Below are 12,922 nucleotides of genomic sequence, written 5' to 3' on the forward strand. Positions count from 1 at the left end.
TAACTCCTTGACAAGCTAGAATCGCGGGCCTTGTACCGTTCCTCCTATCCACAACAAGAATCACCTGAAATGAACGAGGGACTTCACTCCTCCAGCCACGACAGCGACGGCGCCAGCGCCGGCCAGGGTCTGTGGCAGGCCTGCGCCGAACAGCTGGCGCAGGACCTCCCGGAACAGCAGTTCAACACCTGGATCAAGCCCCTGGTGGCCCAGGTCGCCCCCGATTTTTCCAAGGTCACCCTGCTGGTGGCCAACCGCTTCAAGCTCGACTGGATCCGCGCACAGTATGCCGGCCGCATCTCGGCCCTGCTGGAAGGTCTGTACGGCCAACCGGTCACACTGGAGTTAGCGCTTGCTCAGCGGGAATCCGTTGTCAGGACTTACGTCCGTCCCACGGCGCCAGAGACCCCCGCCACCGGCGATGCACCGTCCGCCCACCCCACGGCCGACGAGGCGCCTGCCGGCGCCTTCCGCACGCGCCTGAACCCGGCGTTGACCTTCGAGACGTTGGTGGAGGGCACGGCCAACCGCATGGCGCGCTCGGCGGCGATGCACGTGGCCGGCTCGCCCGGCCACCTGTACAACCCGCTGTTCATCTATGGCGGCGTGGGCTTGGGCAAGACCCACCTGGTGCATGCCGTGGGCAACAAGCTGCTGCAGGACCGTCCCGACGCCAAGGTTCTCTACATCCATGCGGAGCAGTTCGTCTCGGATGTGGTCAAGTCATACCAGCGCCGTACCTTCGACGACTTCAAGGAGCGTTACCACTCGCTCGACCTGCTGTTGATCGACGACGTGCAATTCTTTGCCAACAAGGACCGCACGCAGGAAGAATTTTTCAACGCCTTCGAGGCGCTGCTGGCCAAGAAGAGCCACATCGTGATGACTTCGGACACCTATCCCAAGGGTCTGGCCAACATCCACGAGCGGCTGGTCTCGCGCTTCGACTCTGGGCTGACGGTGGCGATCGAGCCGCCCGAGCTGGAAATGCGCGTGGCCATCCTGATCAACAAGGCGCGCGCTGAAGGGTCGGAGATGCCCGAAGAGGTGGCCTTCTTCGTGGCCAAGAATGTGCGCTCCAACGTGCGCGAACTCGAAGGCGCGCTGCGCAAGATCCTGGCCTACAGCCGCTTCAACCAGAAGGAAGTTTCCATCCAACTCGCGCGCGAAGCGCTGCGCGACCTGCTGTCGATACAGAACCGGCAGATCTCGGTGGAAAACATCCAGAAGACCGTGGCCGACTATTACAAGATCAAGGTCGCGGACATGTACAGCAAGAAGCGTCCAGCCAGCATCGCCCGCCCGCGGCAGATCGCCATGTACCTGGCCAAGGAGCTCACGCAAAAGAGCCTGCCCGAGATCGGCGAGCTGTTCGGCGGGCGCGACCACACCACGGTGCTCCACGCGGTGCGCAAGATTGGCGCCGAACGCCAGCAGCTCACCGAACTCAACCAGCAGCTGCACGTGCTCGAGCAGACGCTGAAGGGTTGACGCACCCCATGGAGCGAAAAGGACCGCCCCCCGCAAAAGCACGCCCGTTCGCGGGCAAAATGGCGCGTTGGACGGCCCGGGAGGGGGCACTGCCCATGCCGCCGTCTGCGCACCTATCCCCAAAAACCACCAAAGGTTGACGACATGATTGTCCTGAAGGCCACACAAGACAAGGTTCTCGCCGTTCTGCAATCGGTTGCCGGCATCGTCGAGCGCCGCCACACGCTGCCCATCCTGGCCAATGTGCTGCTGCGCAAGACGGGCAATGCCATCCAGCTCACCACCAGCGACCTGGAGATCCAGATCCGCACCACGGCCGAGCTGGGCGGCGACACGGGCGACTTCACCACCACGGTGGGTGCACGCAAGCTCATCGACATCCTGAAGACCATGCCCGCCGACCAGACGGTGAGCCTGGAGTCCAACCAGTCCAAGCTGATCCTGAAGGGCGGCAAGAGCCGCTTCACACTGCAGACGCTGCCGGCCGAGGACTTCCCGCTGGTGCAGGAGGCCGCCAGCTTCGGCCCCGCCTTCAGCGTGCCGCAGAAGGTCCTGAAGAGCCTGCTGGGGCAGGTGTCGTTCGCCATGGCAGTGCAGGACATCCGCTACTACCTGAACGGCATCCTGTTCGTGGCCGAGGGCACTACGCTCTCGCTGGTCGCCACCGACGGCCACCGGCTGGCGTTCGCCAGCGCGCAGCTGGACGTGGAAGTGCCCAAGCAGGAGGTCATCTTGCCGCGCAAGACCGTGCTGGAGTTGCAGCGTCTGCTGTCGGACGCCGACGGCGCCATCGAGATGCAGTTCGCCAACAACCAGGCCAAGTTCAGCTTCGGCGGCATGGAGTTCGTCACCAAGCTGGTGGAGGGCAAGTTCCCCGACTACAACCGCGTGATTCCCAAGAACCACCACAACAGCGTGACCCTGGGCCGCGCCCCGCTGCTGGCCAGCCTGCAGCGCACGGCCATCATGACCAGCGACAAGTTCAAGGGCGTGCGCCTGAACATCGAACCCGGCCTGCTGCGTGTGGCGTCGAACAACGCCGAGCAGGAAGAGGCGGTGGACGAGCTGGACATCGACTACGGCGGTGACGCCATCGAGATCGGCTTCAACGTCAGCTACCTCATCGACGCCCTGGCCAACATGGGCCAGGACATGGTGAAGGTCGACCTGGCCGATGGCAACAGCTCCGCGTTGATGACCATCCCCGACAACGAGCACTTCAAGTACGTCGTGATGCCCATGCGCATCTGACATACTATTATTTTGATAGCTGTTAGCGCTTGATGGACGGGCGCTAGCGGCACATTTGATTCCTATAAGGCCGCCGGCACGCCGTGCCGGTGCGCCTGGACCGAAGGCAGCCCTTTCATGACCGCAGAGCAATCGCAGCCCGCCCCCGAACAGCCCATTTCCGCCCCGGCCGAGCAGCCCGTCGCATCGGTCGCCGGCAGCGACGGCTACGGCGAGGGCGCCATCCAGATCCTGGAGGGCCTGGAGGCCGTGCGCAAGCGTCCGGGCATGTACATCGGCGATACGTCCGACGGCACCGGCCTGCACCACCTGGTCTTCGAGGTGGTGGACAACTCCATCGACGAGGCCCTGGCCGGCCACTGCGACGACATCGTCGTCACCATCCACACCGACAACTCCATCAGCGTGGTGGACAACGGCCGCGGCATTCCCACCGGCGTGAAGATGGACGACAAGCACGAGCCCAAGCGCTCGGCCGCCGAGATCGCCCTGACCGAGCTGCACGCCGGCGGCAAGTTCAACCAGAACAGCTACAAGGTCTCGGGCGGCCTGCACGGCGTGGGCGTGTCCTGCGTGAACGCGCTGTCCAAGAAGCTGCGCCTGACCGTGCGCCGCGACGGGCAGACGCACCAGCTGGAGTTCTCCAAGGGCGTGGTGCAGAACCGTCTCATCGAGATCGTGGATGGCTTCGAGGTCTCGCCCATGAAGGTCATCGGCCCCTCGGAAAAGCGCGGCACTGAGGTGCGCTTTCTGCCCGACACCGAGATCTTCAAGGAGAACAGCGACTTCCATTACGAGATCCTGGCCAAGCGCCTGCGCGAACTGTCCTTCCTGAACAACGGCGTGCGCATCCGCCTGATCGACGAGCGCACCGGCAAGGAAGATGACTTCTCGGGTGCCGGTGGCGTCAAGGGCTTTGTGGAATTCATCAACGGCACCAAGAAGGTGCTGCACCCCACGGCCTTCCACGCCACGGGCGCGCGCCCGGCCGAGACCTACGGCGGCATCCCCGGCACCGAGATTGGCGTCGAAGTGGCCATGCAGTGGAACGACGGCTACAACGAGCAGGTCCTCTGTTTCACCAACAACATCCCGCAGCGTGACGGCGGCACCCACCTGACCGGCCTGCGCGCGGCGATGACGCGCGTGATCGGCAAGTACATCGAGCAGAACGAGCTGGCCAAGAAGGCCAAGGTCGAGGTCAGCGGCGACGACATGCGCGAAGGCCTGTGCTGCGTCCTGAGCGTGAAGGTGCCCGAGCCCAAGTTCAGCAGCCAGACCAAGGACAAGCTGGTCAGCTCCGAAGTGCGCGCGCCGGTCGAGGACATCGTCGCCAAGGCGCTCACCGACTATCTGGAAGAAAAACCGAACGACGCGAAGATCCTCTGCGGCAAGATCGTCGAGGCCGCGCGCGCCCGCGAGGCCGCGCGCAAGGCACGCGAGATGACACGCCGCAAAGGCGTGCTGGACGGCATGGGCCTGCCCGGCAAGCTGGCCGACTGCCAGGAAAAAGACCCGGCGCTGTGCGAGATCTACATCGTCGAGGGCGACTCCGCCGGCGGCTCCGCCAAGCAGGGGCGCGACCGCAAGTTCCAGGCCATCCTGCCGCTGCGCGGCAAGATCCTGAACGTGGAGAAGGCGCGCTACGAGAAGCTGCTGTCCAGCAACGAAATCGTCACCCTCATCACCGCCCTGGGCACCGGCATCGGCAAGGCCGCCGTGGAATCGGGCAAGAGCGGCGCTGACGACTTCGACGTGGCCAAGCTGCGTTACCACCGCATCATCATCATGACCGACGCGGACGTGGACGGCGCCCACATCCGCACGCTGCTGTTGACCTTCTTCTACCGCCAGATGCCCGAGCTGGTGGAGCGCGGTCACATCTACATCGCCCAACCGCCGCTGTACAAGGTGAAGAACGGCAAGGAAGAGCTGTACCTGAAAGACGCCGCGGCGCTGGACACCTTCCTGCTGCGCGTGGCGCTGAACCACGCCAGCATCACCACCAGCGGCGACCAGCCCCGCACGCTGGCCGGCGACGATCTGGCCCAGCTGGCGCGCACGCACCAGCATGCCGAGCAGGTGATCGCGCGCCTGTCCGCCTTCATGGATGCGGAGGCGCTGCGCGCCGTGGCCGACGGCGTGGTCTTCAACCTGGACACCCTGCAGGACGCCGAGGCCAGTGCCGTGCAGCTGCAGGCCAAGCTGCGCGAGCTCAACACCAACGGCGTGCCCGCCGATGTGGCGGGCGAGATCGACCCGCGCACCGACAAGCCCATCCTGCGCATCAGCCGCCACCACCATGGCAACATCAAGAGCAGCCTGATCACACAGGACTTCGTGGCCGGCGACGACTACGCCGCCCTGGCCCAGGCCGCCGAGAGCTTCCGCGGGCTGATCCAGGAAGGTGCCAAGGTCACGCGTGGCGAGGGCGAGAAGGCCAAGGAGGAAAAGGTGGGCGACTTCCGCCAGGCCATGGCCTGGCTGATCAGCGAAGCCGAGCGCACCACCAGCCGCCAGCGCTACAAGGGCCTGGGCGAGATGAACCCCGAGCAGCTGTGGGAAACCACCATGGACCCCGAGGTGCGCCGCCTCTTGCGCGTGCAGATCGACGACGCCATCGAGGCCGATCGCGTGTTCACCATGCTGATGGGCGACGAGGTTGAGCCCCGCCGCGACTTCATCGAGACCAATGCGCTGCGCGCGGGCAACATCGACGTCTGATCGTTGCTGTAAAGGGCCCATCCCCCGACGATTGGGGCGCCGTCAGTGAGAAAAAGCCATGGACCAACATCCATGGCTTTTTCATCGCTGGAGACAAAACGTTTTTATCGATCACCCCGCAAGGCAATCCCGGCTGCCGTGCCAGTCGTTGCCGTCACGGAAGGCGCAAGTCCATACCGAGCATCTTGGAAAGGCCGAAGGTGAAGAGCAACACCGCCAAGAGCGCCGCCATGAAAACGGCAACGACCTTGCCACTCGTGCGCAGCAGCGCGCGCTTGTCCGTTCCTTTGTTCCCCTGGTCGTAATGCCATTTGATGGCAAAGAACATGCACGTGCCGAAGACGAGCACCTTGAACGTAATGAAGACTACAGGGACCCAATCGATCATTTTTTGAGGAATTTCAGCGCTTGAGTTGTTATTGTCTACCGTGAAGAACACCACCGCTGCATGGCAGGTCATGGCTATCAAAAAGCAACCGGCAGCAATGCACCGGTTGCAGCCCTCCACACCATTGCGTTTTTAATGAACTTCTGCTGCACCAAAGCCGTTGGCAGTTATGACCGTCTTGACCATCCGCCCCGCCACCATTGACGACACCGATCTGATCTTGCACTTCGTGCGGGAACTGGCGATCTATGAAAAAGCGGAGCATGAGGCGCTGGCCACGCCCGCGCACGTGCACCGCACGCTGTTCTGCGCCAACCCCAAGGTGCACGGCCTGATCTGCGAGGCCGGCGGCACCGCCGTGGGCTTCGCGGTGTACTTCTTCAACTACTCCACCTGGCAGGGCCGCCACGGCCTGTACCTGGAAGACCTGTACGTCTCGCCAGAGCACCGCGGCAAGGGCGCAGGCATGGCGCTGCTGCGGCAACTGGCCCGCATCGCCGTGGACCACGACTGCGGGCGCTTCGAGTGGAGCGTGCTGGACTGGAACACACCCTCCATCGCGCTGTACGACAGCCTGGGCGCGCGCCCGCAGAGCGAATGGATCCGCTACCGTCTCACGGGCGACGAGCTGCATGCGCTGGCAGCGCAGGCCCGGCCGCTGGCCCCGCAGCCCTGCACGCCCGCGCCATGAGATCCCCCATCGCCATCGTCGACGTCGACCGCGTCGACACCTGGACCCGCTACCGCGCGGGCCTGTGCGAGAGCTGCGCGGCCAACTGCTGCACCATGCCGCTGGAGGTGCAGCTGTCCGACCTGGTGCGCCTGGGCCTGGTGGACGCGTTCGAGGCCGAGCATGAAGAGCCCCGCCACATCGCCAAACGGCTGCAGAAGGCGCGGCTGATCGACCACTTCAACCACAAGAACACCCTCTTCACCCTGGCGCGGCGCGCCAATGGCGATTGCCAGTTCCTGGACGCCGCCACGCGCCTGTGCACGGTGTACGAGCAGCGGCCCGAGACCTGCCGCCTGCATCCGCAGAAGAAAAGCCCCAAGCCCGGCTACTGCGCCTACGGCGCGCGCGAGCGGCAGCGCCGCGGCTGACCACCACGCTGTAGGACGCGGCCCACGCCGCAAGCCAGCGGCCGCCCACCTGCGCCACGCACGCGGCGTGGTGTCATGGGCGTCTTTGCACACTGTGGAGGTTCCCATGTCCGAGAAGAAGGCCAGCGTTCACTGGGAAGGCGGCGGCAAGGCCGGCCAGGGCCAGATCAGCACCGAGACCGAAGCGCTGCAGAAGTACCCCTATGGCTTTGCCAGCCGCTTTGGCGACGACCGCAAGGGCACCAATCCCGAGGAAATCCTGGGCGCGGCGCATGCCGCCTGCTTCACGATGGCCTTCTCGTTCGCGGCGGACAAGGCCGGCTTCGCCACCGAGCGCGTCGACACCACGGCCAGCGTGCGTCTGACCCAGCAGGGCGAGGGTTTTCTCATCGACCGCATCGCGCTCACGCTGAAGGCCAAGGTGCCGGGTATGGACGAGGCCACCTTCCAGAAGCTGGCCGCCGACGCCAAGGCCAACTGCCCCTTGTCCAAGGCGCTGGCCGCGGTGCCGGAGATCACGCTCAGCGCCACCCTGGTGCAGTGAGCGGCGCTGCCGTGGACACCGCCACCGGCCGCCCGCACATCCGCGTCGGCATCAGCGGCTGGACCTTCGCGCCCTGGCGCGGCAGCTTCTACCCGCCGGGCCTGGCGCAGGCCAAGGAACTGCATTACGCCAGCCGCCAGCTCACCGCCATCGAGGTCAACGGCACGTTCTACAGCACCTTCCGGCCCGCCACCTTCGCCAAGTGGCACGACGAAACGCCCGACGGCTTCATGTTCTCGCTCAAGGCCCACCGGCTGGTGACGCACCGCCGGGTGTTGGCCACGGCGGGTGATGCGATCGCGCGCTTCGTGGGCAGCGGCATTGCGCAGTTGCAGGGCAAGCTCGGCCCCATCGTCTGGCAGTTCATGCCCAGCAAGCGGTTCGAGGAAGCGGACTTCGAGGCCTTCCTGGCGCTGCTGCCGCGCGAAGTGGATGGGCGCCGCCTGCGCCATGCGCTGGACGTGCGGCACGAGAGCTTTGCCACGCCGGCCTTCATCGCCCTGGCACGCCGCTACGGCTGCGTGCCGGTGTGCACGGACTCCGAGAAATTCCCCGCCATGGCCGACCCCGAGGCCGACTTTGCCTACCTGCGGCTGATGCGCAGCCAGGCCGGTATTCCCACCGGCTACACGCCCGAGGCCATCGCGCAATGGGCCGCCGGTGTGCGCGCCTGGGCCGGCGGCGAGCGGCCGCGCGACGTATTCGTGTACTTCATCAACGGCGCCAAGGAGCGGGCACCGGCCGGCGCGCTGGAATTGCTGCGGCAGCTCGCCTGACGCCCAGTCGGAACGGCCGCCGCCGGCAAGCTCCTGTTTTCATAGCTGCAAGCGCTTGCTGGATAAGCGCTAGAGGCCGATTTGGCTTAAACCGTCTCGCGCTGCTCAAACCCTTGGGCGTCGCAGGCGGGCGCCTGCGCCACCTCCACACGCTCCACCCGCGCGGCGGGCGGACCCTCGTGGGCCCAGTCGATCAACGCCTGCACGGCCGGCGCGGCGCCGCTGGCCAGCGCTTCCACGGTGCCGTCCTGGCGGTTGCGCACCCAGCCCTGCACGCCCAGGCGGCGCGCGGCTTCGGTCATGGATTTGCGGTAGTACACGCCCTGCACCAGGCCGTGGATGCGCAGGTGGCGGGTGATGGAAGCAGCGGATTCAGCCATAAGCCCCGCACTGTAGCGCCCGCCGTGGCATGCTGCGCCGATGACCGCCCCGCGCAAGGCCCTGCCCGCGATCGACCCGCAGCGCTGCACCGGCTGCGGCTGGTGCGTGGGCGTGTGCCCGCCGCATGTGCTGTCGCTGCAGATGCAGGGACCGGAGCGCTTCGGCCCCAAACGCTCGGTGCTGCATGACGCGCCGGGCTGCACCGGCTGCGCGCTGTGTGCGCTGCGCTGCCCGTTCGATGCGATCCGCATGGTGCGTAACTCCACGCAGTAGGGCGGCGCCTTCACGGCGGCACAATCGACCCGGCATTCCTTCCCCTTCCAGATCGGCTTCCATGACTTGGCAACTCCCCTACCCCTCCGGCCGCCAGCCCGTGCTGGCGCGCAACGTGGTCTCCACCTCCCAGCCGCTGGCCGCGCAGGCCGGCGCGGCGGCGTTTGCGCGCGGCGGCAATGCGATCGACGCGGCCCTGGCCGCGGCCATCACGCTCACGGTGGTGGAGCCGGTGATGAACGGGATTGGCGGCGACGCCTTCGCGCTGGTGTGGGACGGCGCCGCGCTGCACGGCCTGAACGCCTCGGGCCGCGCGCCGCGCGCCTGGTCGGCCGAGCGCTTTGCCCACTTGCCGCAAATGCCGCGCATCGGCTGGGACACGGTGACCACGCCCGGCGGCGTGGCGGGCTGGGTGGCGCTGTCCGAGCGCTTTGGCGCCCTGCCCTTCGAAGACCTGTTCGCCGACGCCATCCGCCACGCGCGCGACGGCTTTCCCGTCAGCCCGGTGATCGCGCGCCAGTGGGCGCAGGCGGCCATCGACCTCAAGGGCCAGCCGGGCTTCGAGGCCTTCACGCCCGGCGGGCGCGCGCCGCAGGCGGGCGAGATCTGGCGCTTTGCCGACCAGGCGGACACGCTGGCGGACATCGCCCGCACGCGCGGCGCGTCGTTCTACCGCGGCCGGCTGGCGCAGGCCATGGCCGACTACGCGCGCCAGCACGGCGCAGGCCTGGCGCTGGAGGACCTGGCCGCGCACGCCGTGGAATGGGTGCAGTCCATCAGCGTGCCCTTTGGCGACCGCACGGTGCATGAGATCCCGCCCAACGGCCAGGGCATCGCCGCGCTGATGGCGCTGGGCCTGCTGGAACATCTGCCCTACCGCAGCACCGCAGCGGGCTCGGCCGCGCGCATGCACCTGGAGATCGAGGCCATGCGCGTGGCCTTTGCCGACCTGTACGCCCACGTGGCCGACCCGGACCACATGCGCCTCACCTCCGCGCAGCTGCTGGACCCGGCCTACCTGCGCCAGCGCGCCGCGCTCATCGACCCGCAGCGCGCCGGCCAGTACCCCGCCGGCCAGCCCGGCAGCGGCGGCACGGTGTATCTGTGCACGGCCGACAGCGAGGGGCGCATGGTGTCGTTCATCCAGTCCAACTTCAAGGGCTTCGGCTCGGGCGTGGTGGTGCCGGGCACGGGCATCGCGCTGCACAACCGCGGCATGGGCTTCGTCACCACGCCGGGCCACCCCAACCAGGTGGCGGGCGGCAAGCGGCCCATGCACAGCATCATTCCCGCCTTCGTCACGCGCGGCGGCCAGCCCCACATGGCCTTTGGCGTGATGGGCGGCAACATGCAGGCCCAGGGCCATGTGCAGATGGTGCTGCGCGAGGCCGTGGAGGGCCTGAACCCCCAGGCCTGCTCCGACGCGCCGCGCTGGCGCATCAACGACGCGGGCGCGCTGACGCTGGAGCACACCGTGCCCGCCGCCGTGGTCGAGGGCCTGCGCGCGCTGGGGCACGACCCGCAGGTGGCCGCGCCCGGCAGCCTGGAATTCGGCAGCGCACAGATCATCCGCCGGCTGGAGGCCACGCCCGGCACCGGCTTCGCCTACGCCGCGGGCTCCGACCACCGGCGCGACGGCCAGGCCGTCGGCTGCTGATTCTTATCCCTAGGCATTCAAACCAAAACCGCCTCTAGCGCTTGTCCATCAAGCGCTAGCAGCTATCAAAACAAGAGTAAAGAACGCTGCACCGTCACCTGCGCTACACTGCACGCATGCTGTTCACACTGCTTTGCTCTGACCCACGCACCCCCGCCACCGGCGCGGCGCGGGCCTGCGCATCGGGCGTGAACGCACGAATGATTACCACCATGACCACCGCGGCGACCTAGCGCACGCGCAGGGTGGCCGCACCGGCGGCCCCCTGGTGTCTTCTTCCCCCTCCGAACGAAACCCAGCCCCGGCCGCTGGGTTTTTTTGTGGGCTTTTGCAGCCCGTGTTTGGAGAAAGACATGTTCGTAGAACCCCAGTTCAGCCCCTCGCCCGAGGTGCACGCCAGTGCGCGCCGCGCCCCGGCCCCGCCCCCTGCCCTGCGCGTGGGCATGATCGGCACCGGCACCGTGGGCAGCGGCGTGTGGCGGGTGCTGCGGCGCAACCGGGACCTCATCAACGCACGCGCCGGGCGCGCCATCGAGATCGTCGCGGTCGCCGCGCGCAACACCGCGCGCGCCGCTACGGCGCTGGACGGCGCGCCCGGCGTGCGCCTGCTGACCGACCCGCTGCAACTGGCCGCCGACCCCGGCGTGGACGTGGTGCTGGAGCTGGCCGGCGGCACCGGCGCCGCACGCGACTGGGTGCAGGCCGCGCTGGCGCATGGCAAGCATGTGGTGACCGCCAACAAGGCCCTGCTGGCCACGCACGGCGAGGCGCTGGCGCAGACTGCCGCGCGCCATGGCCGGGTGCTGGCCTACGAAGCGGCCGTGGCCGGCAGCGTACCCGTGATCAAGGCGCTGCGCGAAGGGCTGGCGGCCAACCGCATCACCGCGCTGGCAGGCGTGCTCAACGGCACCAGCAACTACATCCTCACGCGCATGCAGGCGGCGGGCCTCGGCTTTGCCGCCGCGCTCACCGAAGCCCAGGCACTGGGCTATGCCGAGGCCGATCCGGCCTTCGACGTGGACGGCACCGACGCCGCGCACAAGCTGGCGCTGCTGGCCGCCAACGCGTTCGGCATGCCGGTGCGGCTGGACGCCGTGCACGTCGAGGGCATCCGCGACCTGCAGCGGGGCGACGTGGCCGCCGCCGCGCATCTGGGCTACGCCGTCAAGCTGCTGGCCGTGGCCGAGCAGCAGGAGTGCGAGGGCCGCATGGCCATCCAGCTGCGCGTGCACCCGGCCCTGGTGCCCGCGCGGCACCCGCTGGCGCTGCTGGACGGCGCGACCAACGGGCTGCTGGTGCGCGGCGACGCAGCCGGCAGCGCCTTTTTCAGCGGCGCGGGCGCCGGCGGCGAGCCCACGGCGAGCGCCGTGCTGGCGGACCTGATCGACCTGGCGCGCCTGCCGGCTGTTTCTTCCCCGACGCCCACGGGCCCTGGCGTGCCCACACTGGGCACCCACCGCCGCGCGGGCGACGACCCCGCCGTACTGCCGATGGCCCCAGTGAAGACGCCGCACCTGCTGCGCCTGCTGCCCGGTGCGGCCCTGTGCGAAACGGCAGTGCTACGGGCGCTGGCGCGCGAGGGCGTCAGGGTGCGGCGCCGCACGTGGGCGGCACCCGTCACACCGGGCGGAGCGCCCGAGTTACTGCTGCTCACCGCGCCGACGCCCGATGCGCTGGCCGCAGAGGCCACGGCGCATTTGCAGGCGTACACGGGTGCGCAGGTGCGGCGGCTGCGCGTGGAGCTGTGCAGCGCCCTCACGGATGAACAATAAAAACAGGTGCTAGCGCTTTACCAGCAAGCGCTACCAGCTACGTTTTTAATAGCTATTCCGAGTCCTTGAGCTTGCGATAGGTACGGTCGGCGGGCGGTCCACGGTCAGTGTCTTGCAGGCCGCGTTCCACGTCGCGGTGGGCCTGCTCGACCTCGGGATGGCGCTCGCCGCCGGTCATGGTGACGGACTGGTCCCGCTCGTGCGGCAGCTTGGGCGCGGCGGGGGTGGCGGCGGCGCGTTCCTGCTGGGGCGGGGTCTGCAGGTCCACGCCCTGTTCGTGGACATCGGTGTGCTCGCCCGGCGACGGCGGCGCGGCGCCCGGGGCATTGGAAGGGGACGGGGTATCGCGATGGGATGGCATGGGGAACCTCTCGTTTGCCTGCAAGGCAGATCGCCCCATGCTAGGCAGACCCCGTCCGGTTCCGCGTAGGCCGGGGGCGGACGACGGCATCAGCATTGGGCGTACGGGCGACCAGGCATTGCCTGGGTGCCCGGCCAGGGGTGTATAGCCGGCCCTCAGCAGTGCCCAGCCCGCTTCGGCTAACATGCCTGGATGCATTTACA

At 67.8% G+C, this 12,922-nt stretch carries 13 protein-coding genes; 10 read left to right on the plus strand and 3 right to left on the minus strand.

Annotated elements, in window-relative coordinates:
* Positions 1–69: 69 nt before the first annotated feature.
* The 3 genes from dnaA (at position 70) to gyrB (ending at position 5,466) form a co-directional block, all read left to right on the plus strand.
* Complete coding sequence (dnaA, locus tag DTPSY_RS00005) at positions 70–1,491, plus strand: chromosomal replication initiator protein DnaA (RefSeq protein ID WP_012655123.1); 1,422 nt, start codon at positions 70–72, stop codon at positions 1,489–1,491.
* A gap of 144 nt (positions 1,492–1,635) precedes the next feature.
* The gene (dnaN, locus tag DTPSY_RS00010) at positions 1,636–2,742 is read left to right on the plus strand and encodes a DNA polymerase III subunit beta (RefSeq protein ID WP_012655124.1); all 1,107 of its coding nucleotides are present in this window, start codon (positions 1,636–1,638) and stop codon (positions 2,740–2,742) included.
* A 117-nt stretch (positions 2,743–2,859) separates the two neighbouring features.
* Entirely contained in the window at positions 2,860–5,466 is a 2,607-nt protein-coding gene (gene gyrB / locus DTPSY_RS00015; RefSeq protein ID WP_012655125.1) for a DNA topoisomerase (ATP-hydrolyzing) subunit B, read from the plus strand.
* A gap of 154 nt (positions 5,467–5,620) precedes the next feature.
* On the opposite strand, the gene DTPSY_RS00020 is transcribed toward gyrB, so the two are convergent.
* Positions 5,621–5,854: a hypothetical protein gene (locus DTPSY_RS00020; protein ID WP_012655126.1), complete on the minus strand. Its 234-nt coding sequence runs from the start codon at positions 5,852–5,854 to the stop codon at positions 5,621–5,623.
* 169 nt (positions 5,855–6,023) lie between these two features.
* Between DTPSY_RS00020 and DTPSY_RS00025 the strand changes: the two genes are divergently transcribed.
* From DTPSY_RS00025 to DTPSY_RS00040, 4 genes are all read left to right on the plus strand, one after another.
* The gene (locus tag DTPSY_RS00025) at positions 6,024–6,545 is read left to right on the plus strand and encodes a GNAT family N-acetyltransferase (protein ID WP_011807223.1); all 522 of its coding nucleotides are present in this window, start codon (positions 6,024–6,026) and stop codon (positions 6,543–6,545) included.
* Positions 6,542–6,955, plus strand: a complete 414-nt coding sequence (locus DTPSY_RS00030) for a YkgJ family cysteine cluster protein (RefSeq protein WP_012655127.1) — start codon at positions 6,542–6,544, stop codon at positions 6,953–6,955. Before DTPSY_RS00025 ends, DTPSY_RS00030 begins: the two co-directional genes overlap by 4 nt.
* Before the next feature lie 106 nt (positions 6,956–7,061).
* The gene (locus DTPSY_RS00035) at positions 7,062–7,499 is read left to right on the plus strand and encodes an OsmC family protein (RefSeq protein WP_011807225.1); all 438 of its coding nucleotides are present in this window, start codon (positions 7,062–7,064) and stop codon (positions 7,497–7,499) included.
* An 11-nt stretch (positions 7,500–7,510) separates the two neighbouring features.
* A complete protein-coding gene (locus DTPSY_RS00040; RefSeq protein WP_012655128.1) occupies positions 7,511–8,275 on the plus strand; it encodes a DUF72 domain-containing protein in 765 nt (254 codons plus the stop codon).
* An 86-nt stretch (positions 8,276–8,361) separates the two neighbouring features.
* Here DTPSY_RS00040 and DTPSY_RS00045 read toward each other — a convergent pair whose 3' ends face one another.
* Positions 8,362–8,655, minus strand: coding sequence for an acylphosphatase (locus tag DTPSY_RS00045; RefSeq protein WP_012655129.1), 294 nt, complete (start codon positions 8,653–8,655; stop codon positions 8,362–8,364).
* A gap of 40 nt (positions 8,656–8,695) precedes the next feature.
* Between DTPSY_RS00045 and DTPSY_RS00050 the strand changes: the two genes are divergently transcribed.
* The 3 genes from DTPSY_RS00050 (at position 8,696) to DTPSY_RS00060 (ending at position 12,358) form a co-directional block, all read left to right on the plus strand.
* Complete coding sequence (locus tag DTPSY_RS00050) at positions 8,696–8,929, plus strand: ATP-binding protein (protein WP_012655130.1); 234 nt, start codon at positions 8,696–8,698, stop codon at positions 8,927–8,929.
* Between the two features lie 61 nt (positions 8,930–8,990).
* Positions 8,991–10,586: a gamma-glutamyltransferase family protein gene (locus tag DTPSY_RS00055; protein ID WP_012655131.1), complete on the plus strand. Its 1,596-nt coding sequence runs from the start codon at positions 8,991–8,993 to the stop codon at positions 10,584–10,586.
* Positions 10,587–10,939: 353 nt separating this feature from the next.
* On the plus strand, positions 10,940–12,358 hold the full coding sequence (locus DTPSY_RS00060) for a homoserine dehydrogenase (RefSeq protein WP_012655132.1): 1,419 nt from the start codon (positions 10,940–10,942) through the stop codon (positions 12,356–12,358).
* 52 nt (positions 12,359–12,410) lie between these two features.
* On the opposite strand, the gene DTPSY_RS00065 is transcribed toward DTPSY_RS00060, so the two are convergent.
* Positions 12,411–12,719, minus strand: a complete 309-nt coding sequence (locus DTPSY_RS00065) for a hypothetical protein (protein WP_012655133.1) — start codon at positions 12,717–12,719, stop codon at positions 12,411–12,413.
* Positions 12,720–12,922: the final 203 nt, after the last annotated feature.

The organism is [Acidovorax] ebreus TPSY (genome assembly GCF_000022305.1).
GTDB classification, from domain to species: Bacteria; Pseudomonadota; Gammaproteobacteria; order Burkholderiales; family Burkholderiaceae_C; genus Diaphorobacter; species Diaphorobacter nitroreducens.

Excerpts from the sequence above, each read along its gene's own strand:
- DTPSY_RS00055 (WP_012655131.1), top strand. The coding sequence starts at position 8,991 with ATGACTTGGCAACTCCCCTACCCCTCCGGCCGCCAGCCCGTGCTGGCG.
- DTPSY_RS00020 (WP_012655126.1), bottom strand. The coding sequence starts at position 5,854 with ATGATCGATTGGGTCCCTGTAGTCTTCATTACGTTCAAGGTGCTCGTC.
- DTPSY_RS00065 (WP_012655133.1), bottom strand. The coding sequence starts at position 12,719 with ATGCCATCCCATCGCGATACCCCGTCCCCTTCCAATGCCCCGGGCGCC.
- DTPSY_RS00060 (WP_012655132.1), top strand. The coding sequence starts at position 10,940 with ATGTTCGTAGAACCCCAGTTCAGCCCCTCGCCCGAGGTGCACGCCAGT.
- dnaA (WP_012655123.1), top strand. The coding sequence starts at position 70 with ATGAACGAGGGACTTCACTCCTCCAGCCACGACAGCGACGGCGCCAGC.
- gyrB (WP_012655125.1), top strand. The coding sequence starts at position 2,860 with ATGACCGCAGAGCAATCGCAGCCCGCCCCCGAACAGCCCATTTCCGCC.
- DTPSY_RS00035 (WP_011807225.1), top strand. The coding sequence starts at position 7,062 with ATGTCCGAGAAGAAGGCCAGCGTTCACTGGGAAGGCGGCGGCAAGGCC.
- dnaN (WP_012655124.1), top strand. The coding sequence starts at position 1,636 with ATGATTGTCCTGAAGGCCACACAAGACAAGGTTCTCGCCGTTCTGCAA.
- DTPSY_RS00050 (WP_012655130.1), top strand. The coding sequence starts at position 8,696 with ATGACCGCCCCGCGCAAGGCCCTGCCCGCGATCGACCCGCAGCGCTGC.
- DTPSY_RS00025 (WP_011807223.1), top strand. The coding sequence starts at position 6,024 with ATGACCGTCTTGACCATCCGCCCCGCCACCATTGACGACACCGATCTG.
- DTPSY_RS00030 (WP_012655127.1), top strand. The coding sequence starts at position 6,542 with ATGAGATCCCCCATCGCCATCGTCGACGTCGACCGCGTCGACACCTGG.
- DTPSY_RS00045 (WP_012655129.1), bottom strand. The coding sequence starts at position 8,655 with ATGGCTGAATCCGCTGCTTCCATCACCCGCCACCTGCGCATCCACGGC.